Source organism: Shimia sp. MMG029 (assembly GCF_027947445.1).
Taxonomy (GTDB): Bacteria; Pseudomonadota; Alphaproteobacteria; order Rhodobacterales; family Rhodobacteraceae; genus Shimia.
In genome coordinates, this window is the sequence record NZ_JAQJIM010000001.1 from 78,667 (window position 1) to 98,553 (window position 19,887).

General features: G+C 57.5%; 23 protein-coding genes and 1 pseudogene. 13 read left to right on the top strand and 11 right to left on the bottom strand.

From position 1 onward, the window contains the following. Positions 1-2: 2 nt before the first annotated feature. Positions 3-1,088, bottom strand: coding sequence for an AI-2E family transporter (locus tag PJL69_RS00415; protein WP_271307907.1), 1,086 nt, complete (start codon positions 1,086-1,088; stop codon positions 3-5). Positions 1,089-1,201: 113 nt separating this feature from the next. Next, complete coding sequence (locus tag PJL69_RS00420) at positions 1,202-2,890, bottom strand: GAF domain-containing hybrid sensor histidine kinase/response regulator (protein WP_271307908.1); 1,689 nt, start codon at positions 2,888-2,890, stop codon at positions 1,202-1,204. A gap of 471 nt (positions 2,891-3,361) precedes the next feature. On the opposite strand from PJL69_RS00420, the gene proS reads away from it, so the two are divergent. From proS to PJL69_RS00440, 4 genes are all read left to right on the top strand, one after another. After that, positions 3,362-4,714, top strand: a complete 1,353-nt coding sequence (proS, locus tag PJL69_RS00425; RefSeq protein ID WP_271308951.1) for a proline--tRNA ligase — start codon at positions 3,362-3,364, stop codon at positions 4,712-4,714. Positions 4,715-4,933: 219 nt separating this feature from the next. Beyond that, positions 4,934-6,220 carry a lipoprotein-releasing ABC transporter permease subunit gene (locus PJL69_RS00430; RefSeq protein WP_271307909.1) on the top strand — a complete coding sequence of 429 codons (1,287 nt, stop codon included), beginning with the start codon at positions 4,934-4,936 and terminating at the stop codon, positions 6,218-6,220. Further along, positions 6,213-6,896 carry an ABC transporter ATP-binding protein gene (locus PJL69_RS00435; protein ID WP_271307910.1) on the top strand — a complete coding sequence of 228 codons (684 nt, stop codon included), beginning with the start codon at positions 6,213-6,215 and terminating at the stop codon, positions 6,894-6,896. Before PJL69_RS00430 ends, PJL69_RS00435 begins: the two co-directional genes overlap by 8 nt. Before the next feature lie 140 nt (positions 6,897-7,036). Continuing rightward, on the top strand, positions 7,037-7,159 hold the full coding sequence (locus PJL69_RS00440; protein WP_271307911.1) for a hypothetical protein: 123 nt from the start codon (positions 7,037-7,039) through the stop codon (positions 7,157-7,159). Between the two features lie 59 nt (positions 7,160-7,218). Here the strand turns inward: PJL69_RS00440 and PJL69_RS00445 are convergent, their stop codons facing one another. Further along, positions 7,219-7,881, bottom strand: coding sequence for a DNA-3-methyladenine glycosylase I (locus tag PJL69_RS00445; RefSeq protein WP_271307912.1), 663 nt, complete (start codon positions 7,879-7,881; stop codon positions 7,219-7,221). 51 nt (positions 7,882-7,932) lie between these two features. After that, positions 7,933-8,595 (bottom strand): hypothetical protein, encoded by a 663-nt coding sequence (locus tag PJL69_RS00450; RefSeq protein ID WP_271307913.1) that lies wholly within the window; start codon positions 8,593-8,595, stop codon positions 7,933-7,935. Positions 8,596-8,965: 370 nt separating this feature from the next. Between PJL69_RS00450 and PJL69_RS00455 the strand changes: the two genes are divergently transcribed. The 5 genes from PJL69_RS00455 (at position 8,966) to PJL69_RS00475 (ending at position 12,882) form a co-directional block, all read left to right on the top strand. Next, positions 8,966-9,598: an ATP-dependent Clp protease proteolytic subunit gene (locus PJL69_RS00455; RefSeq protein WP_209097644.1), complete on the top strand. Its 633-nt coding sequence runs from the start codon at positions 8,966-8,968 to the stop codon at positions 9,596-9,598. Positions 9,599-9,728: 130 nt separating this feature from the next. Further along, the gene (clpX, locus tag PJL69_RS00460) at positions 9,729-10,994 is read left to right on the top strand and encodes an ATP-dependent Clp protease ATP-binding subunit ClpX (protein WP_271307914.1); all 1,266 of its coding nucleotides are present in this window, start codon (positions 9,729-9,731) and stop codon (positions 10,992-10,994) included. A gap of 230 nt (positions 10,995-11,224) precedes the next feature. Continuing rightward, entirely contained in the window at positions 11,225-11,494 is a 270-nt protein-coding gene (locus PJL69_RS00465; protein WP_271307915.1) for a glutaredoxin family protein, read from the top strand. Positions 11,495-11,592: 98 nt separating this feature from the next. Next, positions 11,593-11,976: a RidA family protein gene (locus PJL69_RS00470; RefSeq protein ID WP_271307916.1), complete on the top strand. Its 384-nt coding sequence runs from the start codon at positions 11,593-11,595 to the stop codon at positions 11,974-11,976. A 21-nt stretch (positions 11,977-11,997) separates the two neighbouring features. Then, positions 11,998-12,882, top strand: coding sequence for a DMT family transporter (locus tag PJL69_RS00475; RefSeq protein ID WP_271307917.1), 885 nt, complete (start codon positions 11,998-12,000; stop codon positions 12,880-12,882). Positions 12,883-12,995: 113 nt separating this feature from the next. Here the strand turns inward: PJL69_RS00475 and PJL69_RS20310 are convergent. Beyond that, positions 12,996-13,043 (bottom strand): annotated as a pseudogene (locus PJL69_RS20310) (hypothetical protein); the annotation flags it as partial. Here PJL69_RS20310 and PJL69_RS00480 point away from each other — a divergent pair. The 4 genes from PJL69_RS00480 to PJL69_RS00495 all read left to right on the top strand — a co-directional run bounded on the left by PJL69_RS00480 (position 13,028) and on the right by PJL69_RS00495 (position 14,913). After that, the gene (locus tag PJL69_RS00480; RefSeq protein WP_271307918.1) at positions 13,028-13,432 is read left to right on the top strand and encodes a glyoxalase superfamily protein; all 405 of its coding nucleotides are present in this window, start codon (positions 13,028-13,030) and stop codon (positions 13,430-13,432) included. The pseudogene PJL69_RS20310 and the gene PJL69_RS00480 sit on opposite strands and share 16 nt — an antisense overlap. Before the next feature lie 117 nt (positions 13,433-13,549). Then, positions 13,550-13,939, top strand: coding sequence for an NADH:ubiquinone oxidoreductase subunit NDUFA12 (locus PJL69_RS00485; RefSeq protein ID WP_209097634.1), 390 nt, complete (start codon positions 13,550-13,552; stop codon positions 13,937-13,939). Between the two features lie 7 nt (positions 13,940-13,946). Beyond that, on the top strand, positions 13,947-14,396 hold the full coding sequence (mlaD, locus tag PJL69_RS00490) for an outer membrane lipid asymmetry maintenance protein MlaD (RefSeq protein ID WP_271307919.1): 450 nt from the start codon (positions 13,947-13,949) through the stop codon (positions 14,394-14,396). A 1-nt stretch (position 14,397) separates the two neighbouring features. Beyond that, positions 14,398-14,913 (top strand): DUF2155 domain-containing protein, encoded by a 516-nt coding sequence (locus PJL69_RS00495; RefSeq protein WP_271307920.1) that lies wholly within the window; start codon positions 14,398-14,400, stop codon positions 14,911-14,913. Here the strand turns inward: PJL69_RS00495 and aat are convergent. The 6 genes from aat to PJL69_RS00525 form a co-directional block, all read right to left on the bottom strand. Next, positions 14,844-15,494 (bottom strand): leucyl/phenylalanyl-tRNA--protein transferase, encoded by a 651-nt coding sequence (gene aat / locus PJL69_RS00500; RefSeq protein WP_271307921.1) that lies wholly within the window; start codon positions 15,492-15,494, stop codon positions 14,844-14,846. The genes PJL69_RS00495 and aat overlap by 70 nt on opposite strands. A 19-nt stretch (positions 15,495-15,513) precedes the next feature. After that, complete coding sequence (gene accC / locus PJL69_RS00505; RefSeq protein WP_271307922.1) at positions 15,514-16,866, bottom strand: acetyl-CoA carboxylase biotin carboxylase subunit; 1,353 nt, start codon at positions 16,864-16,866, stop codon at positions 15,514-15,516. Between the two features lie 10 nt (positions 16,867-16,876). Further along, positions 16,877-17,377: an acetyl-CoA carboxylase biotin carboxyl carrier protein gene (gene accB / locus PJL69_RS00510; RefSeq protein ID WP_209097630.1), complete on the bottom strand. Its 501-nt coding sequence runs from the start codon at positions 17,375-17,377 to the stop codon at positions 16,877-16,879. Positions 17,378-17,556: 179 nt separating this feature from the next. Next, positions 17,557-18,099 (bottom strand): LuxR C-terminal-related transcriptional regulator, encoded by a 543-nt coding sequence (locus PJL69_RS00515; protein WP_271307923.1) that lies wholly within the window; start codon positions 18,097-18,099, stop codon positions 17,557-17,559. A gap of 65 nt (positions 18,100-18,164) precedes the next feature. Next, positions 18,165-19,022: an ABC transporter permease gene (locus tag PJL69_RS00520; RefSeq protein WP_209097628.1), complete on the bottom strand. Its 858-nt coding sequence runs from the start codon at positions 19,020-19,022 to the stop codon at positions 18,165-18,167. Next, positions 19,019-19,885, bottom strand: a complete 867-nt coding sequence (locus PJL69_RS00525; RefSeq protein WP_209097627.1) for an ABC transporter permease — start codon at positions 19,883-19,885, stop codon at positions 19,019-19,021. Before PJL69_RS00525 ends, PJL69_RS00520 begins: the two co-directional genes overlap by 4 nt. Between the last annotated feature and the right edge of the window lie 2 nt (positions 19,886-19,887).

Consider the following 19,887-nt stretch of genomic DNA (forward strand, 5'->3'; position numbering starts at 1 on the left):
TTTTATTCAGCGTCCTGTGCGCTTTCGTTCGGTGAAGCGCTGTGCCCGTAGTACATTTTGGACGACATGTATTGGCCTGTGGCGAAACGTGCAAGCACACCGATGGCCGCTGCAACTGGAACGGCGATCAACATCCCCACAAATCCGAAGAGTGCGCCAAACACAGACAGGGCCAGCAGCAGCCAAACGGGGTGCAGCCCCACAGATTTGCCCACCAGTTTTGGTGTCAGGATATTGCCTTCGACCATTTGGCCAATCGCAAAGACAATGCCGACGAGCCCGACCTGAAGCCAATCCCCCCAGAACTGGAAGAGCGCAAGACCAATGGCCAATGCGCCACCAATCAAAGCACCGAGGTACGGAATGAAGGTCACAAGACCGGCAATGAACCCCACAACCAGACCAAATTGGAGGCCAACCACCATCAGGGCGACGGCATAATACGTGCCAAGGATCAGGCAGACCGTGCCCATGCCGCGAACAAAAGAGGCGAGGGTTTTGTCGATGTCGCTGGCCAAGCGGCGCACAATCGGCGCGTGATCGCGCGGCAGCAGCTTGTCCACTTCTGCGACCATACGGTCCCAATCAAGCAGAAGATAGAAGGCGACCACCGGGGCGATCACCAAAAGTGTGATCACATTGAGCAGTGAGGCTGCCGAGCTGAGTGCGGTTTGCAGAAACTCGCCGCCGCGTTCCTTGAGCAGACCGCTGATCTGTTGCAGCGTCTGGTGCATGATTGAATCGGGTTGTTGCAGGCTCGGGAAATTGGACGCAACAAAGGCGCGCACCTGCGCTGAGAGTTGCGGTAAGGTTTCCACCAAAGCAATCGTTTGTTGAATAAGTGTTGGCACCACGGCCAGAACCATGACAACGAAAACCAGAACGCCCAGCAATGTGATCAGGGCCGTGGCGGCCACGCGGGAAAACCCGCTGCGCTCCAGACGGTCGGCTACAGGATCAAGAAAATAGGCGATGGCCCCGCCCAGAACAAACGGCAACAACACATGTCCGAGTGCCCAAAACATCAGGGCAAACACAACTATGAAGATACCCCAGAACTGAAATTGTTTCTTGGCAGGAAGCGCCATGGACCGCGTGCTCCGTTAATATAGGTTTGCACCAGTCATCGCCGAAGCTGCCAAAGGTTGCAAGCTTAAGTCACAAACGCACGGGCGTGGCCCGTTGAGTCGGCACCTGTTGGCTATGTGCACCCTGCTGCGCAGGATTGCAGAACTTCAAGCAAATCTACCCGTTTGAGGGGTTTGCCTAAGCAGTGATCAAACCCCGCGTCGAGATAGCTTTGCACCTGATCAGGGAACACATTTGCTGTCACGGCAACCAGTTTGGTTTCTCGTTTTGACAGGCTTGTGGAGCCATTGCAGCGCAGTGCGCGGGCGATCTGGTCTCCGCTGAAGTCGGGCATCTGAATGTCGATGAACAACATGTCAAAACGGGTGTCATGTGCCTGTTGCAAGGTCTGCGCGCCGTTTGACGCTGTTTTGACCGTTGCCCCCATGTTTTCAAGCATTTTGCTGAGAACGAGGCGGTTGACACTGCTGTCATCCGCAACCAGAACGGTTTTGCCTTCGAAGGCGGTGTGCAGCACGTCCGGGGAGATTTGGGCGCTTTGTTGCTGTGTTGCTTGCACCATTGGCAGCGTCGCCTTGAACGTTGTGCCGACGCCCACCGCGCTTAAGACCGAAATGGTTCCGCCCATCAAATCAACGAGGTTTTTGACAATGGCAAGGCCAAGGCCGGTGCCGCCTTTGGTGCGCGCTACGGAGGCCGTTGCCTGCGTAAAGGGTTGAAACAGCCGGTTCAGATGCGCCTCTTCCATGCCTGTACCCGTATCGGACACTTCGAGTGTTATGTCTGTGGGGGTGTTCACAAGTTTGATGCTGACAGCGCCCTGTTCGGTAAATTTGATTGCGTTGCTGACCAGATTGCCAAGGACTTGGCGGTAGCGAAACTCATCGCCGAGACGCAATGCTGTGCTGTCCTTTGCGGCGCAGTCGCATTTCAGAGCGATTGATTTTGCCTCCGCGCTGGCCCGGAATAAGGAAACCACCGACGCCGTTGCATCATGGGCCGAGAAGGGCAGAAGTTCCAGCGTCAGCTCGCCGGCGTCAATTTTACTGAGGTCTAGGGAGTCATTGAGGATGCGCAGCAGGCCCATTGAAGAGGTTTCAATGGATGTCAGCAGTTCTGAGCAGTCGCTGTCTTGCGGCAGCGTATCCGCATATTCAGTCATCAAATCAACGGAGCCGATGATCCCATTGAGAGGCGTGCGAATTTCATGCGCCATATGGGCGAGGAATGTTTCGCGTGCTTGCGCGGCGCGTTGTGCACTCGCTTCGGCCTCCTGCGCGTCGGCCACGGCAGACTTCAGGGCGATTTGTTCATCCACGCACAGTGCGATTTGAGACAGGGTGCGCTGATCGTCCGGGCTCCAGGTGCGCGGCGTTTTATCGGCGGCGCAGAGGGCGCCGATGGGCGTGCCATCGGGCAGGTGAATCGGCATCCCAAGATAGGCGATCATCCCAAGGTCGTCGATGGCGCTATTGTGTTTGAGTATGGGGTGCTCACGGGCATCACTGACTGCCAATGGGGCATTGGTGGCCCGGACATATTGACAGAACGAATGGCTGAGTGGGGTTTGACGCGCCTCTGCCACCTCAGCAGACAGGCCAAAGTGGCTTTTGAAATACTGGCGATCTTCGCTGGGCTGCACGATACTGACCAGCGCAACCGGTACATTGAGTACCCGGCTGGCCAGGGAGCTGAGATTGTCAAATGTCTGCTCTGACTCCGCATCTACAAGGCCAAGCGCCTGTAGTGTGCGATCATCAGCCGGCGACATGTTAAAGGCCGGATTAACAGGTTTGTTCATCTTTAAAGCTCGTGCTTTCGCTAGTCATATTTGAGCGGTTGCCCTAGTGCCCCAAAAAACAGAAAGGGCGTTGCGGATCGTTTTGCGACCGCCGCTTTCACCCACACTTCAGAAACGGCAATCTGCCTTAGATATCTAATGCGTTTCGAGTTAATCCAAGGTGAATTTTGATAACTAACGCGTCATATTTGATGCAAATTGGAGGCATTGAGCAACGGTCCGCCGTTTGATGACTTGCTTCGGCCATTTTGCGCCTGTGTAACCTTTGGTGTCCGTTCACCGGTGTTCTGGCTGGGCGAGGGGATGCGCAGCTGGTGGTAGCTTTGCAGGTTTTTTGGTGTTTGTGATAATTGCCAGTTGGGTGGAGCGGCGCGGCTTGCCTCAGGTCGCCGATTGGGCTAGCCCATGGCGAACGCTGACTTTGGCGGGCCTGTCATTCTGAACGGGCCGCCCTATTGGAGAAAACTGCAGATGCGCCTGTCCCGCTATTTCCTGCCTGTGTTGAAAGAAACGCCGTCTGAAGCCCAGATTGTGAGCCACCGCCTGATGTTGCGCGCTGGTATGATCAAGCAATCCAGCGCCGGGATTTATTCCTGGCTGCCGCTGGGCTTCAAAGTGCTGCGCAAGATTGAAAATATCGTGCATGAAGAGCAGGTGCGTGCAGGCCATATCCCGATGCAGATGCCAACGCTGCAGTCCGCAGATTTGTGGAAAGAGAGCGGGCGTTATGATGCCTATGGTGAAGAGATGCTGCGCATCAAAGACCGCCACGACCGCGACATGCTCTATACGCCAACTGCAGAGGAACTGATCACAGATATCTTCCGCTCCAATGTGAGCTCTTACAAAGATCTGCCGCTGACCATGTATCAGATCCAGTGGAAGTTCCGCGATGAAATCCGCCCGCGTTTCGGTGTGATGCGGGGCCGCGAATTCTACATGAAAGACGGCTACAACTTTGACCTCACCAAAGAGGATGCGCTGCACGCCTATAATCGCCATCTGGTGAGCTATCTGCGCACCTATGAGCGTATGGGGCTTCAGGCGATCCCGATGCGTGCGGATGGTGGCCCGATTGGCGGTGACTATACTCACGAGTTCCTCGTGCTGGCCGAAACCGGTGAGTCTGAGGTGTTCTATGACAGCGCGGTGACCGATCTGACCTTTGGCGATCGTGAGATCGACTATGATAGCGTTGCGCAGTGTCAGGGCGTGCTGGAGGAGTTTACCTCCAAATATGCCCGCACGGACGAGACCCATGATGCGGCGCTGTTCAACGAGATCCCCGAAGAGCGCCGCCGTGTGGCGCGCGGCATCGAAGTGGGGCAGATCTTCTACTTTGGCACCAAGTATTCTGACGCGCTGAATGCGCAGGTTCAAACCGCTGAGGGCGAGAAGGTCTCTGTACATATGGGCAGCCACGGCATTGGCGTGAGCCGCCTGCTGGGCGCGATCATCGAGGCGAGCCATGACGATAAAGGCATCATCTGGCCCGAAGGTGTAACCCCGTTCCACGCGGGAATTGTGAACCTGAAGCAGGGTGACGCAGAAGCCGATGCGGCTTGTGAAGCGCTTGAAAAGGCGTTGATCGCTGCAGGTCTTGAACCGCTTTATGATGACCGGAAAGAGCGTGCGGGCGGCAAGTTTGCCACGATGGATCTGATCGGTCTGCCCTGGCGCATCACCGTTGGTCCACGTGGTCTGAAAAATGGCGTTGTCGAGCTGACCAGCCGCCGCACTGGAGAGAGCGAAGAGCTGTCGCCAGAAGCGGCTGTGGCCAAGCTGATTGAGATTTACGCGAACCACCGTGTGGTTGGGCTGTAAGCTTTGATAAAGTGTGCGCCTTCCGGCGCGCCGTGTTTTGAAAACCTCCGCCAGTCTGCGGGGGTTTTTATTTGCCTCCGGCGGGGATACTTCGTGCACGCGGAAGAGGCGGGGCATTTCATGAGCCGTTGCAGGATGTTGCCGAAGGACGTGCGGTGCTGGGTTGACCCTTGGAAGGGGGGCTCATAGGGTCGCGCTCAACCAATACCCGGAGCAGACATGGCAGGCACAACAGCCCCTTTTTCCCGATTTGAGTGGATGATTGCGTGGCGCTATCTGCGTGCACGGCGCGCCGAAGGCGGCGTGAGCGTGATGACCTGGATCAGCCTGATTGGCATCACGCTTGCGGTGTTTGCGCTGATTGCTACGCTTTCGGTGCGGGCAGGGTTCCGCGCAGAATTTGTGGATACAATACTGGGGGCCAATGCCCACGTAACAATCTATCAACACGGCGAAATTTCAGAAACAGGTCAGATAGATCGCACCATCCGCGATTTTGACGCGATGTCTGAGCGTATACAGGCGGTGCCCGGTGTGACGCGCGCTGCGCCGCTGGTGAAGGGCCAAGTCATGGCCAGCAAGCGCAGCCGAAATGCGGGCGTTGAGGTCTTTGGCATGCGGGCTGAGGATCTCGCGGAATTGCCGCGAATTGCGGATCCCGCAACCAGCGAAGGCGACTTGGCGCGGTATGGTGAGGGGATTGCGATCGGCTCTGGCGTGGCACGGGAGCTGGGGGTGCTGGTTGGGGACAAGATCAAGATCATTTCCCCCAATGGTGTCAGAACCGCCTTTGGTACGTCGCCGCGCGTGAGCAGCTATGAGGTGGTCTATATCTTCTCGGCTGGGCGTTACGACATTGATCGCACACGGGTTTATCTGCCCTTTGGTGAAGCGCAGCTGTTTTTTGAACGGGACGGTGTGGCCGATGAGATTGAGGTGATGGTCGCAGATCCGGAAGATGTGGAGGCGATGGCGGTGCCTCTGTTGCAAGCGGGTGGAGACAGGGCGTTGATCTGGACCTGGCAGCAGGCTTCAGGTGGGTTCCTTAACGCATTGGAAGTTGAGGACAATGTGATGTTTGTCATCCTGTCCGTTCTGGTGCTGATTGCCACGATGAACATCGTTTCGGGCCTTGTGATGCTGGTGAAAAACAAGGGGCGCGACATTGGCATTCTGCGTACCATGGGGTTGACGGAAGGCTCTGTTCTAAGGGTGTTTTTCATCTGTGGGGCTTTCACCGGGGTGATTGGCACGGCGTTGGGCGTGGCGCTTGGCTGCTTGTTCGCGATCTATATCGACCCGATTTTTTCTTTTGTGAACATACTCTTGGGCGGAGAAGCCTGGGACCCGTCGATCCGCAATATCTACCACCTGCCTGCGCGGTTGCAGATGGAGGATGTGGTGAGCGCGGTGAGCCTGTCGCTGGGGCTTTCGTTTATTGTCACGATTTTTCCGGCGCGGCGTGCGGCACGGATGAACCCGGTAGAGGCGCTGCGCTATGAGTGATATTGTTCTGAAGCTGAATGGCGTAGAAAAGCTTTATAACAAGAGCTTAGCTAATGAAATTCACGTGGTTTGTGGCGCAGATCTGAGCCTGACCGCGGGCGAGATGGTGGCTTTGGTTGCCCCCTCTGGCGCCGGGAAATCAACGCTGCTGCATATGGCGGGGCTGCTTGACGCGCCGGATGCTGGAATGGTGGAAATTGGAGGCCAGCAGCTGTCCGGTAAATCGGATCGACAGCGCACAAAGGCGCGGCGGCAGGACATTGGATTTGTCTATCAGTTTCACCATTTATTGCCGGAATTCAGTGCCTTAGAGAATATCGCCCTGCCGCAGATGGCCAATGGGGTCAGCAAGGCGGAGGCTTTGGCGCGGGGGCGTGAGCTGCTGGAGATTGTCGGTGTGGCCCATCGGGCGGATCATCGGCCTGCGGAGCTGTCTGGTGGGGAGCAGCAACGGGTGGCCTTTTGTCGAGCTTTGGCCAATAAACCACGGATTTTATTGGCAGATGAGCCGACGGGCAACCTTGATCCCAAAACCAGTGATCAGGTGTTTGATGCGCTGATGACTTTGGTGCGGGAGACCGGGTTGGCGGCTTTGGTGGCGACGCACAATATGGAGCTGGCAGCGCGGATGGACCGGGTGGTGCGGCTGGAAAACGGGCTGCTGGTGGACGGTTGAAGGCCGGTGTTGCGCAAGAGGTTAATGGGGCAGATTTGCCCTGTTTGAAACGTCGGTATTGCGTCGGTAACGCGGCTGTATTGCGTCGGTTCAATATCTTGGGGCAGGGGCGTTTGTGAACGCTAGGCGCGTTGCGTTGGATGCTGGGCTTGGCCCCAGAACAAGCCGAAGGCGCTGGGGCAGCGCCCGACCGTCCGCAGGGCGGGCGCTTTGGCGACGGGGCGCGGCAGCGTGATGAAACCGGATGTGTTTGGTTGGCATAAACGGGCAGGTTGCCCGCTGAGTGCGCCCACCCCCGGCCGGGCTTTGGACAGGCGCGCGCCTACACGCTCATCGCCAGCACGCGGCTGATTTCGGTGAGGCTGCGGCCGGATTGCTCCATCCAGATGTCGAAGGCTTCCTGCACTTTTTTCATCGCGCCTTTGGAGGTGGGCTGTTTGTCCACCACGCCTTCGGCGATCAGGCGGGCGACCACATCGCGGGACAGGATGAAGCTGTCTTTGCCGAGGAAGCGCAGCGCATATTGCCCGGTGTTGCCGCCAATGCGGGCGCCGCCCTTTTTCATGAATTCGAGCAGGCCAACGTAGTCGCGGGAGTCCCAGCCGCCGAGCACCACGCCCGCGCCACCCTCTGCGCGCAGGGTTTGGATGAAATGGGCGTTTTCGATCACGGTGCGGATTTTGGGACCGTTACGCACGATGTCTGTGTTGGACATCAGGCGGTCCATATCCTCGTCATGCAGAAAGGCGCAGCGGTCCACATCAAAGCCGTGGAAGGCGGCTTCAAAACCCTCCCATTTGTTCTCGATGACCTGCCAGTTGAAGCCCGCCTGAAACACGCCTTTGGTGAATTGGGCAAGCCAGCGGTCCTCGGGGATTTGGGCGAGCTCCTCGGCGGATTTGGGTTTGGTCAGTTGGGTTTCAAGCGCCGCAGGGCCGCCTTTGCGGTCGGCGGCGATGGCGAAGATCTCGTCGAAGGGGCGCATTCTAAATGTTCTCTTTGCTGTTTGTGAGTCTGTCCAATTGTAGACGATTGTCTAGCGAAGCCAGTCAGGCGCGGGCCCGTTTGGAAAGGTCCATTTAAACCCAGTTTGTTCTTCAAGTTTCTTGAGTAGGCTCATAAGTCGTTCATGCATATGATTATCGATGAGTTCGACTAGTTCTCCCCATTCTTTTTTTCCACCTACATGAAAGCCTATGCTTGTTTCCGCATGGACGGAAAATTGAAACCCGTCGAACTGATAACTTAGTTGCTGTTCGACACAGCCGTGTGTGTCGTTGTGAGCATATCTTTTGTTCCGAAGATCAATAAGTTCTTCGTGGGCAGGCTTCAGGCTTTTAGGAATTAGATTGCTTTTGAGGCGATATGCCCCTTTTCCGTTTGCAAATAGCCGGGCATAGGTAACAGCGAACGCTGTTGTTAGCATGATTTGCTCCATCATTCCGTCGGTTGTCGCTTCAAACTTTGCATTGCAGAGGCGTTTGTAGATGTAGCTCAGGCTGGCCGAAGTGGACGTGGCTTGAAGTAGAAGCGAAAGCGCCATCAATTGTTTGTCCGCGCTATGAAGCGCCGCGACACCCTTGTCTTTCCAAGCTAATGCGGCGGATTGATAAGTGGGAGGTAGTAGGTGGAAAAATTCTTCGGGATCAATAATAAGATCGTCGGCTTCTTTTGAATCGTTTTGCTCATTTGTCGACATTAAGTGTTCTCCTTAAGTGTGACATTATTGACCGGGCCTTTGTTGTAAAGGCCGTGCGCCCGCCCCGTGGGGGCGGTTCGGGCGCTGCCAAAGCACAGCTTTGGCATAAGGGGTTGCAGTTCGCCTCTCGCGAACTTGCGGCCTAGGTCGCTGCTGGTCAGTTGGGTGCTGCCAAGGAGCAGCTGTGGCATAGGGTGGCGCATTCGAACGAGGCTGATCAATAACCTCTTTCGGTTGTGCTTTCGGCCCCCACCTTTACCCCGCTTTAACTCAAAAATCCTTAGGTGGCCTTGCAGCCCTCCGAACCCACCACTAAGACTCTCTTGGTAGGGTCCGACGGTCGGGCCGAAGCGATCAACAGGCAGGCGATATGAAAGACCCTTTTGAGACTTATATGAACACCCTTGTGCCCATGGTTGTGGAACAGACCAGCCGTGGTGAGCGCGCCTATGATATTTTCTCGCGCCTGCTGAAAGAGCGCATCATCTTCCTTAACGGTCCCGTGCATGACGGCATGTCCTCGCTGATCGTGGCGCAGCTTCTGCACCTTGAGGCGGAAAATCCTTCTAAAGAGATCAGCATGTACATCAACAGCCCCGGCGGTGTGGTGACCTCTGGCTTGTCGATCTATGACACCATGCAGTACATCAAGCCGAAAGTGAGCACGCTGGTTATTGGTCAGGCGGCCTCCATGGGCTCCTTGCTGCTGACCGCCGGTGAAGCGGGCATGCGCTTTTCCCTGCCCAACTCGCGCGTGATGGTGCACCAGCCTTCTGGCGGTTATCAGGGTCAGGCGACGGACATCATGATCCACGCCGAAGAAACCCTGAAGCTGAAGAAGCGCCTCAATGAAATTTACGTGAAGCACACCGGCCGCACCTATGAAGAGGTGGAGCAGGGGCTTGAGCGTGACAACTTCATGAGCCCGGAAGAGGCCAAAGAGTGGGGTTTGATCGACGAGATTGTCGAAAACCGCGCCAAAGGCGACGACGAAGAGAAATAAAACAGCTGCCCGGTGGGGCATGATCTTCACCGGGCACTTTCGCATTGTACCCGCTTTCTGCCTGTCCTAAGCTGGCTGAAGCGGTGGCCTCAGGAACTGAGGCCGTAGTTTTGGGCCTGAAAGGGAAGACATGTCGAACACATCCGGTGGTGACAGCAAGAATACTCTTTACTGCAGCTTTTGTGGCAAGAGTCAGCACGAGGTGCGCAAACTGATTGCGGGGCCAACCGTTTTCATTTGTGACGAATGTGTCGAACTTTGCATGGACATCATCCGCGAAGAGACAAAAGCCAGTGGGCTGAAGTCTTCTGAAGGGGTGCCAACGCCGCGCGAGATTTGCGACGTGCTGGACGATTATGTGATCGGTCAGGCGGTTGCCAAACGGGTTCTGTCTGTGGCGGTGCACAACCACTACAAACGCCTCAACCACGCCCAGAAGGGTGGGGATATTGAGCTGGCGAAATCCAACATCCTGCTGATCGGTCCAACAGGTTGCGGTAAGACGCTGTTGGCGCAGACGCTGGCGCGCATTCTGGATGTGCCCTTCACCATGGCGGATGCCACCACGCTGACCGAAGCCGGCTATGTGGGCGAAGATGTCGAGAACATCATTCTGAAGCTTTTGCAGGCGTCCGAGTATAACGTGGAGCGCGCGCAGCGTGGCATCGTTTACATCGACGAGGTCGACAAGATCACGCGCAAATCCGAGAACCCGTCGATCACACGTGACGTGTCTGGCGAGGGTGTGCAGCAGGCGCTGCTGAAGCTGATGGAAGGAACTGTGGCCTCTGTGCCCCCACAGGGCGGCCGCAAACATCCGCAGCAGGAATTCCTGCAAGTGGACACCACCAATATCCTGTTCATCTGTGGCGGGGCCTTTGCGGGGCTCGACCGGATCATTGCACAGCGTGGCAAAGGCTCTGCGATGGGCTTTGGCGCGGATGTGCGTGACAATGACGAGCGCGGTGTGGGCGAGATCTTCCAGGATCTGGAGCCGGAAGATCTGCTGAAATTTGGTCTGATCCCGGAATTTGTTGGCCGTCTGCCGGTTCTGGCAACGCTGGAAGATCTGGACGAAGACGCGCTGGTGATCATTCTGACACAGCCTAAGAACGCGCTGGTGAAACAATATCAGCGTCTGTTTGAGCTGGAAGACGTGCAGCTGACCTTCACCGATGAGGCGCTGAAAGCGATTGCGCGGCGCGCGATTGAGCGCAAGACCGGTGCTCGTGGTCTGCGTTCCATCCTCGAAGAGATCCTGCTTGACACGATGTTTGAGCTGCCGGGTCAGGAGAGCGTGACCGAGGTTGTGGTGAACGAAGAAGCCGCAACCACACAGGCCGCGCCGCTGATGATCCACGGCGAAGCGGAGAAAGAGCCAGCGACGGCGGGCTGAGGAATTCTGCAATGGATTTTGAAAGGGCGCTCCGGTTGGGGCGCCTTTTTGTTTAGCAGTGATGTGAAGCGCTTAGCGTAGGGGCTTTGCCCCTCTGCGCGCTCAGCGCGCATTCACCCCAGGATATTTGGCGAATGAGAAGGCAGCGCCCACGCAAATGTGAGCGGGTGGCTGGTTGCCTTTGCGGGTGCGGCACCCAATATCGGGCGCGCTAACAAAGGACCACGAAAATGCCCAAAGCCGTACTCTATCGCATGGATCTGCCCAATTACACCTGTGGCTATGGCACCGCCGCGCGTGACCTGCTCAAGCGGGAGAAGTTTGAGATTGAAGAGCATATCCTGCGCACGCGGCGGGAAACGGATGCGTTTAAAGACAAGCATCACATCACCACAACCCCGCTGATTTTCATCGATGGTAAGAAAATTGGTGGCTACACCGAGCTGAAAAAGCACCTTCAGGGGCATAAGCCGAAATCCAAAGGGTTCTGGAAACGCTGAGCCTGCGCGCGGTCTCCTGTCACGTTTGTGGCGGGGGCCATTGACAGCGCCCTTCTACCGGAGGATGTCTGACTTGAACAAATATTCAGGAGCGCATCATGTCTGTCCGCCACATTTCCACCGGATCCCCATTTGAAGAGAAAATCGGCTATTCCCGCGCGGTTGTGGCGGGTGGTTGGGTCTTTGTGTCGGGCACAACAGGCTATGACTACGCCACCATGACCCTGCCCGAAGATGTGGTGGATCAGTGTCGCAATACGCTGGCCACCATTGGCAAGGCGCTTGAGGAGGCGGGCAGCAGCCTCGATGATGTGGTGCGGGTGACCTATATTCTGCCCGATGGCAGCGATTTTGAGAAATGCTGGCCGGTGACAAGTGAGGTCTTTGCCAAGGCCAAGCCGGCGGCGACGATGGTGATTGCCGATCTGATGGAAGCGGCTATGAAAATTGAGATCGAAGTCACCGCGCGCCTCTCTGCCTGACGCTGACAGAAAGCCCGAACCATGACCGCACATATTGCCACGGATCGCGCCGCCAACCGGCTTGGTAGCCTGTTTATGATCGCCGCCATGGCTGGGTTTGCGGTGGAGGATGCTTTCTTGAAGGCCGCCGCCCAAAGCCTGCCGATTGCGCAGGTGATGGTGCTGTTTGGCGCAGGTGGGGCTATGGTGTTTGCCCTGTGGTTGCGCGCCAAAGGGCAGCCGCTGGCCCCCAAGGAAGTGCTGTCGCGCCCGATGCGGGTTCGGGTGTTTTTTGAGGTGTTTGGGCGACTGTTTTTCACGCTTTCGCTGGCGCTGACGCCGTTGTCTTCGACCACCGTGATCCTGCAGGCCACGCCACTTGTGGTGGTGGCCTTTGCGGCGCTGGTGCTGGGCGAGCAGGTGGGCTGGCGGCGCTGGCTGGCGATTGTGATTGGGCTGCTGGGTGTCGTGCTGGTGGTGCGCCCCGGCGGGGATAGTTTCACGCTGTTGTCGCTTTTGGCCGTGGTCGGCATGCTTGGGTTTGCCGGGCGTGATCTGGCTAGCCGGGCGGCGCCTGCGAGCCTGGGGACGGCTGTGCTGGGGCTTTATGGGTTTCTTGCGATTGTGCTTGCCGGTGCGCTCTATGGTCAATTCTGGGAGCAACAGCCGTTTCACATGCCACCGCCCATGGCGTTGCTTTCTGTGGTGGCCGCTGTGGCCTGTGGTGTGTTTGCGTATAGCGCTCTGATGCGGGCGATGCGTACAGGTGAAGTCTCTGCCGTGACGCCGTTTCGATACAGCCGCCTGTTGTTTGGCGTGGCGCTGGGTGTGATTGTCTTTGGCGAGGGGCTTGATGCGATGATGATTGCCGGGAGCCTACTGATTGTGCTGTCTGGTCTGGTGATTATGTGGCGTGGCGCGCGCTGAGCTTCGCCCCGCGCATGGGTGGCTGTTTCTTGCACAGACAGCTGCGATTTTGCTGAGCCTCTGCCAACAAGATTGACAACTGCGTGGCTCTGTCCTTTGGTGAGGACAGGAAAAGATGCAACTCTTGCGAGAATAGGGGGCTCATATGGCGGGAAGCTCAGCGGAGGCTGATCCTGTGCAGAAGGTGATGCTTCGATCAGCCATTCCGATTTTGCGGGTGTTTGACACAGCCCGTGCACAAAAATTTTATATTGATTTTCTTGGATTTACCTTGGATTGGCAACACCAGCATGAGCCTGGATTTCCTTTGTATATGCAGGTGTCGCGCGCGGGCTGTTTGCTCCACCTGAGCGAGCACTTTGGGGACGCAACGCCGGGGAGCGGCTGTTTCGTCCCGATGGAGGGGGTCGCGGGTTTCTGCGATGAATTGTTGGCGCGCAATCCTCAGAATGTGCGCCCGGAGCTTGAGAAGATGCCCTGGGGCGTTCAGTTTAAGCTGACGGATCCCTTCGGCAATAAGCTGACATTTTGTGAACAGGGGGCCGAATAGCGTTCGGCCGCTATGAATTGTTGGTGCGTGGCGTGCCTGACTGTGTTGTCAGGCTTGCGCGGACTGGACCTTTGAGGGCAAATGGTCCATATGAGACGTGTACTTGCGGAGACTCCCATGGGCATTCTGAGCACAATCAACAACGTATTGACCTGGTGGAACGGCGCGACGCTGAACACCAAGCTTTATACGATGCGCAAAGGCACAAAGGTTGGCGAGGATGCTGAGGGCAATGTCTATTACCGCAATGCCGATGATTCAAAGCGCTGGGTAATCTATAATGGTGAGGCTGAAGCCAGCCGCGTGAGTGCGGATTGGCATGGGTGGCTGCACCGGACCTTTGACGAGGTGCCCTCCGAAAAACCATTGGCGCACAAAGCGTGGGAAATCCCACATCAGGAAAATGTGACCGGCTCGGCTTTGGCCTATGCGCCGGCAGGATCGATCAGAGCCACGGGCAAAGCGCCTGTTGAACGCTCTGATTATGAGGCTTGGAGCCCGGAGTAAGACACCCATGTCGGCGGTACGTACTGAGACTTTTGTAGGCGCGGCTGTGGTCGCGGTGGCGGCAGGTTTTCTGCTGTATGGCGCGCAGTTTTCCAATGTGGGCGGCGATACGGGGGGCTATGGGCTGACCGCATCCTTCCGCTCAATTGAGGGCGTCAGCGTGGGCACGGACGTGCGTCTGGCAGGCGTGAAAATCGGCACAGTGACCGATGTTGATCTGGATCCTGCGACATTCCGGGCGACCACCACGTTTAACGTGGCCAATGGCATTGAGTTGCCCGATGACAGCGCGGTTGTGATTTCCTCTGAAGGGCTGCTGGGCGGAAATTTTGTGGAAATTCTGCCCGGTGGGTCGCCGTTCAATTTTGAAGCCGGTGACGAGATCGAAGACACGCAGGGCTCTGTCAGCCTGATTTCGCTTCTGTTGAAGTTTGTCAGCGGCAGCGGAGAGAGCTGATATGCAAAAAGCGGTTAAGGCGCTTGGACTGAGCGTTTCACTGGGGTTGGGTGCGGCGACGGCCTTTGTCTCGACGCCTGTGATGGCGCAGGACATTGAGATCGAGATGCTTGAGATTGCGCCGCTGCGCTATGAGCCGCTTGAGATCCCCTTAGGCGATGTGACGAGCGAAACCGTTGTGGCGGCCACAGTCGGGGAAAGCGCCATGCTGCGGGGGCTTGATAAGCTGACGGGGCAGGTGGCGGACTTCGAGCTGCAGAATGGCTATAGCGTCAATTTTGGCACCCTGCGGGTGGATATGGCGCAATGCCGCCATCCCAGCGAGAACCCGACCGGCGAAGCCTATGCGTTTGTCTCCGTCTTTGAGGACAAAGGCGCAGGGGAGAACCTTTTTCAGGGCTGGATGATTGCCAGCTCTCCGGCGCTGAGCGCGCTGGATCATCCACGTTATGATGTCTGGGTCTTGCGCTGTAAGGCGGCTGAGGCGAGCACCTCTGAGGCGGAAGGCAACGAGTGAGCGGTGATGTCCGCGTCCTGACGCTGTGCCCATGTAAGCATCTTATGATAGTCAGCCCGTGGCACTTCGATGGCGCCCAGTGAGGCGAGGTGCTCAGTGAGAAACTGGGTGTCAAACAGGGTGAAGCCACAACGGCGCAGGTGTTCGATCAGAAAAGCCAGCGCGACTTTGGACGCATCGGTGGCGCGCGAAAACATGCTTTCGCCAAAGAAGGCCGCGCCAAGGGTGACGCCATAGATGCCGCCTGCGAGGCGCGGGCCGTCCCAGATCTCCAGTGAATGGGCCTGTCCGCGCTGGTGCAGATCCATATAGAGCTGATGGATTTGCGCATTGATCCAAGTCTCATCGCGATCTGCACAGCCGTAGAGCACGCCCTCAAAATCAGCGTTCAGGGACACATCATAGCGGCCACGCCGGATGCGCCGCGCCAAGCTGCGGGAGACATTAAATCCATCAAGAGGAAAGATGCCGCGGCGGATGGGATCTACCCAGAAAATATCCGGGTCATCGCGGTTTTCGGACATGGGAAAGACCCCCATGCCATAGGCGCGCATCAAGAGGTCTGGCGTGACCTCAGACATGATGCGCGCCCATGTGCGCTCAGCCCTCTACCAAATTGGTTTCGAGCCATTTTTCCAGCCAGTGAATGTTATATTCGCCGGTGTGGATGTCTTTTTCCTGCAGAAGTGCATGGAACAGGGGCGTGGTGGTGTCGATCCCGTCGATGATCAGCTCCCCAAGGGCACGCTCCAGTCGCGCGAGCGCCTCTGCACGGTCGCGGCCATGCACGATGAGCTTGCCGATCAGGCTGTCATAGTAAGGTGGGATGGAGTAGCCATCATAGAGTGCGCTGTCCATGCGCACGCCAAGGCCACCGGGCGCGTGGAAGGCTGTGATCTTACCGGGACGCGGCGCGAAATCCGGCAGTTTCTCAGCGTTGATACGCACTTCGATGGAGTGGCCGTTGATCTCCAGATCATCTTGACCGAAGGACATCGGCTGACCAGCGGCGACGCGGATCTGCTCGCGCACAAGGTCCACACCAAAGATGCTTTCGGTGACCGGATGTTCCACCTGAAGACGGGTGTTCATTTCGATGAAATAGAACTCGCCGTTTTCATAGAGGAACTCGATGGTGCCCGCGCCGATGTAGTTGATCTTGGCAACCGCATCCGCACAGATCTTACCGATCTTGGCGCGCTCTTCTGGGGTGATAGAGGGGCCGGGAGCCTCTTCAAACACTTTCTGGTGACGACGCTGCAGGGAGCAGTCACGTTCGCCCAGATGTACGGCATTGCCTTTGCCGTCGCCAAACACCTGAATTTCGATGTGGCGCGGGGTGGTCAGGTACTTTTCGATGTAGACTTCATCGTTGCCAAAAGCGGCTTTGCCCTCTGCCCGTGCGGTCATGAAGGCGCTTTCCATGTCAGCTGCGGTTTGCGCCACTTTCATGCCCCGCCCGCCGCCACCGGCGGTGGCTTTGATGATGACCGGATAGCCCATCTCTTCGCCAAGCTTCTTGGCAGCAGCCAGATCTGGCACGCCCCCGTCAGAGCCCGGTACGCAAGGCACGCCGAGTTTGATCATCGTGTCTTTGGCGGTGATCTTGTCGCCCATGACGCGGATATGTTCCGCGGTCGGACCGATGAAAGTCAGGTCGTGATCTTCGACGATTTGCACGAAGTTCGCGTTTTCTGACAGGAAGCCATAGCCCGGGTGGATCGCCTGTGCGCCAGTGACTTCGCAGGCGGCGATGATGGAGGCCATGTTCAGATAGCTCTCTGTGCCCGGCGCAGGGCCGATACAGATCGCCTCATCCGCCATGCGCACGTGCATCGCATCCGCATCGGCGGTGGAATGCACCGCGACGGATTTGATGCCCATTTCGCGACACGCACGGATCACGCGCAGGGCGATCTCTCCGCGGTTGGCGATCAGGATTTTGTCAAACATTGGGGGATCCTTACTCGATGATCACCAGCGGCGCGCCGTATTCCACGGTATCGCCATCGCCCACCAGAATGCGCTTCACGGTGCCGGATTTTGGCGCCGGGATGTGGTTCATGGTTTTCATCGCTTCGACGATCAGCAGGGTGTCGCCTTCGCTGACGGACTGACCGACGCTGACGAAGGAGGCGGCGCCGGGCTCTGGTGCAAGATACACGGTGCCGACCATTGGCGAGGTCACAGCGCCCGGATGGCTGGCAGGATCGTCTTGTGCAGCGGCAGGTGCTGCGGCGGCTGGGGCTGCGGCTGGCGCAGCAGCGGGTGCGGCGGCCGGCGCGGCCACGGCGACTTGGGCCGGTGCAGCGACCACTTGGGTCTGGCGGCTGACGCGCACGTTCAGGCTGTCGTCTTCGCCATATTCGCGCATGACTTCCAGCTCGGTCAGGTCATTATCGCGCAGAAGCTCCGCCAGTGCAGAGATAAAGGCCACATCGGAGTCGTGATTTTTGTTGCTCATTTACGTTTTCTATCCTCTTCGCGCGGGGCGCGGTTGAGTCTTATTCTGGTTTCCCCTGCGGCGCTTATAGAGAAAAAGCGCCCCCTAGGAAAGCTGAACTGGCCTGTCAGATGGGGGGAAATGGGGGGGATTTTAAGCCCCTGTAGGTCATTTTTGACCAAGAAAGCCTGTATTGCGCCCTAAAGCGGCATGCCTGCGAGTTTGGCCACAAGCTCTGCGAGCTTGCGCGCGCCGAATTTGCGCAGCAGCCGGGCGCGGTATTCTTCGACAGTGCGATAAGAGAGCGCGAGCTCCAGCCCGATCTCTTTTGACGTCATGCCGCGACAGGTGAGTATGGCGACTTCACGTTCCCGCTGTGTCAGTTCCACCACCGGGCGGTCCTCGGATAGATCGGCAAAGGACCAGACGCTTTTCTGAAACGGATTGTCCGGCGAGGTGGACTGGCCGCGCACACGGCACCAGAACAGGGTCCCGTCGGTGCGGCGCATGACGCGCTCGTCGCTGTAGCGGCCGGTATCCGCGATGGCCGAATACACACGTTCCCCGATGGTGCGGAAATCCTCTTGAGAGGCGTAAAACTCGGCGATGGAGCGGGCAGAGCAGTCTTCGGCGGTCAGGCCGAACATTTCTGCAAAGCGCAGGTTGGCCCGCGAAATGATGCGGTTTTGCAGAATGCAAAGCCCCACAGGGGCGTGATCAAAAGCCAGTGCGTGCAGTTCCATGGGGCGCAGTGATGGCACAGGCTCTGCAAAAGGGGAAGGGGGCGCATGTCCCCCTTCGGATTTGTTTAGCGATCTCGTGACTTCTGGAAAACCAGCGACAGGAGCCCCAGTATTGCAGAGGCGATGATCAGCAGCAGCGACACCGCGTTGAGCACCGGCGTGGAGCCTTGTTTGAGCTTGTCAAACATGGTGATCGTGAGCGGAGAGTCGGAGCCCACCAGAATGAGCGTGGTGTTGAAGTTCTCAAAGCTCATGAGCACCGACACAACCGCGCTGGCCACAATCGCGGGCAGCAGGAAGGGCAGGGTGATCTGGCGCACCGCCCCCCATTTGCTGGCCCCGAGGTTCAGCGCCGCTTCTTCCAGGCTTGCGTCAAACTTCTGCAGGCGGGCGGAGATCACCAGCGTCGCAAAGGTTGTGATGAAGGAGAACTGACCAAGGATCACCAACGGCAGGCCGGGGCGCAGCCCGTCAAACCAGAGGCCAGTCGCGTCTTCGAGCGTGTTGGCTATGGAGCTTGAGAACACGAGGATCGAAATGCCTAGGATCACGCCGGGGATGATCAGCGGCAAGAGCATCAGCATGTACAGCAAAGCTTTGCCGCGGAAGTCGTGACGCACAAACAGAAACGCGTTGCAGGTGCCGACTGTGACCGCGAGGGCCGAGACCCATGCGGCCACAAAGGCAGAGGTGCCGATCGAGCGCAGGATCGCGCGTTCATGAAAGACGCCGACAAAGGGGGCTTCGGTGCCAAAGAACCACGCCATGGTGAAGCCTTCCCACGGCAGGGCAGGGAACACACTGTTGTTGAAGGCAAAGGCACAGACAACCGCGAGCGGCAGAGCGAGGTAGACGAAAAACAGCCCGACATAGGCGCGGTAGGCCCATTTTGTGAACCAGGGTTGGGAAATCGTTGGAATCATGACCGCCCCATCGTTTCAGAAAGTGACTGACCGGAGAGTTTCAGGCCGACAAACACCACAAGCGAGGACAGCGCGAGCAGCAGGAAGCCAAAGGCCGCGCCCAGTTCCCAGTTAAAGCGGGTGATGAATTGTGTGTAGATCATGCCTGTGAACCAGAGGCTGTCTTTGCCACCCAGAAGGATCGGGGTGAGATAGTTGCCAAGGGACAGCATGAACACGACAATACAGCCCGACACGATGCCGGGCATGGCGTGGGGAATGACGATCTCGCGCATGATGGATGTGCTGTTGGCTCCAAGGTCATAGCCGGCCTCAATCAGGCTGTCGTCCAGACTGTCGAGCGTGGTGACAAGCGGCACCACCATGAAGAGGATGGATGTGTAGACAAGGCCGACCATGATGGCGGCGTCATTATAAAGCATCTCTACCCCGCCACTGGCCAAGCCAAGCGATTGCAGCAGGTTGGAGAACACACCGGTTTCCCGCAGCAGGATCATCCAGCCGAAGGTGCGCACAAGCTCAGACACCCAGAAAGGGATCATGCACATCAGAAATAGCGTGGTTTTGGTGCGCCCTTTGGTGAGTTTTGCGATGTAGTAGGCAATCGGAAAGCCCAGCACCAGCGTCAGCGCCGTGGCGAGAATGGACATGATCGCCGTGCGCGCAAAGGTGCGCCAATAAAGCGGTTCACCAAAGAAGGCGGCATAGTTGCCCAGCCCATATTCATATTCGCGGGGGCCGACCTTCTCGCTGATGGAGACGATGAAAAGCCCGATATGGGGCAGGATGATGAGCAGCACCAGCCAGAGCAGGATTGGTGCCAGCAGCAGGTAGAACCCAAGCCGGGATGCGTCAGAGGTCATGG

Coding starts and splice junctions, on each gene's coding strand:
- PJL69_RS00455 (WP_209097644.1), top strand. CDS start 8,966: ATGAAAGACCCTTTTGAGACTTATATGAACACCCTTGTGCCCATGGTT.
- PJL69_RS00420 (WP_271307908.1), bottom strand. CDS start 2,890: ATGAACAAACCTGTTAATCCGGCCTTTAACATGTCGCCGGCTGATGAT.
- clpX (WP_271307914.1), top strand. CDS start 9,729: ATGTCGAACACATCCGGTGGTGACAGCAAGAATACTCTTTACTGCAGC.
- PJL69_RS00440 (WP_271307911.1), top strand. CDS start 7,037: ATGCTGGGCTTGGCCCCAGAACAAGCCGAAGGCGCTGGGGCAGCGCCC.
- PJL69_RS00470 (WP_271307916.1), top strand. CDS start 11,593: ATGTCTGTCCGCCACATTTCCACCGGATCCCCATTTGAAGAGAAAATC.
- mlaD (WP_271307919.1), top strand. CDS start 13,947: ATGTCGGCGGTACGTACTGAGACTTTTGTAGGCGCGGCTGTGGTCGCG.
- PJL69_RS00450 (WP_271307913.1), bottom strand. CDS start 8,595: ATGTCGACAAATGAGCAAAACGATTCAAAAGAAGCCGACGATCTTATT.
- PJL69_RS00465 (WP_271307915.1), top strand. CDS start 11,225: ATGCCCAAAGCCGTACTCTATCGCATGGATCTGCCCAATTACACCTGT.
- PJL69_RS00435 (WP_271307910.1), top strand. CDS start 6,213: ATGAGTGATATTGTTCTGAAGCTGAATGGCGTAGAAAAGCTTTATAAC.
- PJL69_RS00430 (WP_271307909.1), top strand. CDS start 4,934: ATGGCAGGCACAACAGCCCCTTTTTCCCGATTTGAGTGGATGATTGCG.
- PJL69_RS00445 (WP_271307912.1), bottom strand. CDS start 7,881: ATGCGCCCCTTCGACGAGATCTTCGCCATCGCCGCCGACCGCAAAGGC.
- accC (WP_271307922.1), bottom strand. CDS start 16,866: ATGTTTGACAAAATCCTGATCGCCAACCGCGGAGAGATCGCCCTGCGC.
- proS (WP_271308951.1), top strand. CDS start 3,362: ATGCGCCTGTCCCGCTATTTCCTGCCTGTGTTGAAAGAAACGCCGTCT.
- PJL69_RS00515 (WP_271307923.1), bottom strand. CDS start 18,099: ATGGAACTGCACGCACTGGCTTTTGATCACGCCCCTGTGGGGCTTTGC.
- PJL69_RS00480 (WP_271307918.1), top strand. CDS start 13,028: ATGGCGGGAAGCTCAGCGGAGGCTGATCCTGTGCAGAAGGTGATGCTT.
- PJL69_RS00525 (WP_209097627.1), bottom strand. CDS start 19,885: ATGACCTCTGACGCATCCCGGCTTGGGTTCTACCTGCTGCTGGCACCA.
- PJL69_RS00495 (WP_271307920.1), top strand. CDS start 14,398: ATGCAAAAAGCGGTTAAGGCGCTTGGACTGAGCGTTTCACTGGGGTTG.
- accB (WP_209097630.1), bottom strand. CDS start 17,377: ATGAGCAACAAAAATCACGACTCCGATGTGGCCTTTATCTCTGCACTG.
- PJL69_RS00520 (WP_209097628.1), bottom strand. CDS start 19,022: ATGATTCCAACGATTTCCCAACCCTGGTTCACAAAATGGGCCTACCGC.
- PJL69_RS00475 (WP_271307917.1), top strand. CDS start 11,998: ATGACCGCACATATTGCCACGGATCGCGCCGCCAACCGGCTTGGTAGC.
- PJL69_RS00485 (WP_209097634.1), top strand. CDS start 13,550: ATGGGCATTCTGAGCACAATCAACAACGTATTGACCTGGTGGAACGGC.
- PJL69_RS00415 (WP_271307907.1), bottom strand. CDS start 1,088: ATGGCGCTTCCTGCCAAGAAACAATTTCAGTTCTGGGGTATCTTCATA.
- aat (WP_271307921.1), bottom strand. CDS start 15,494: ATGTCTGAGGTCACGCCAGACCTCTTGATGCGCGCCTATGGCATGGGG.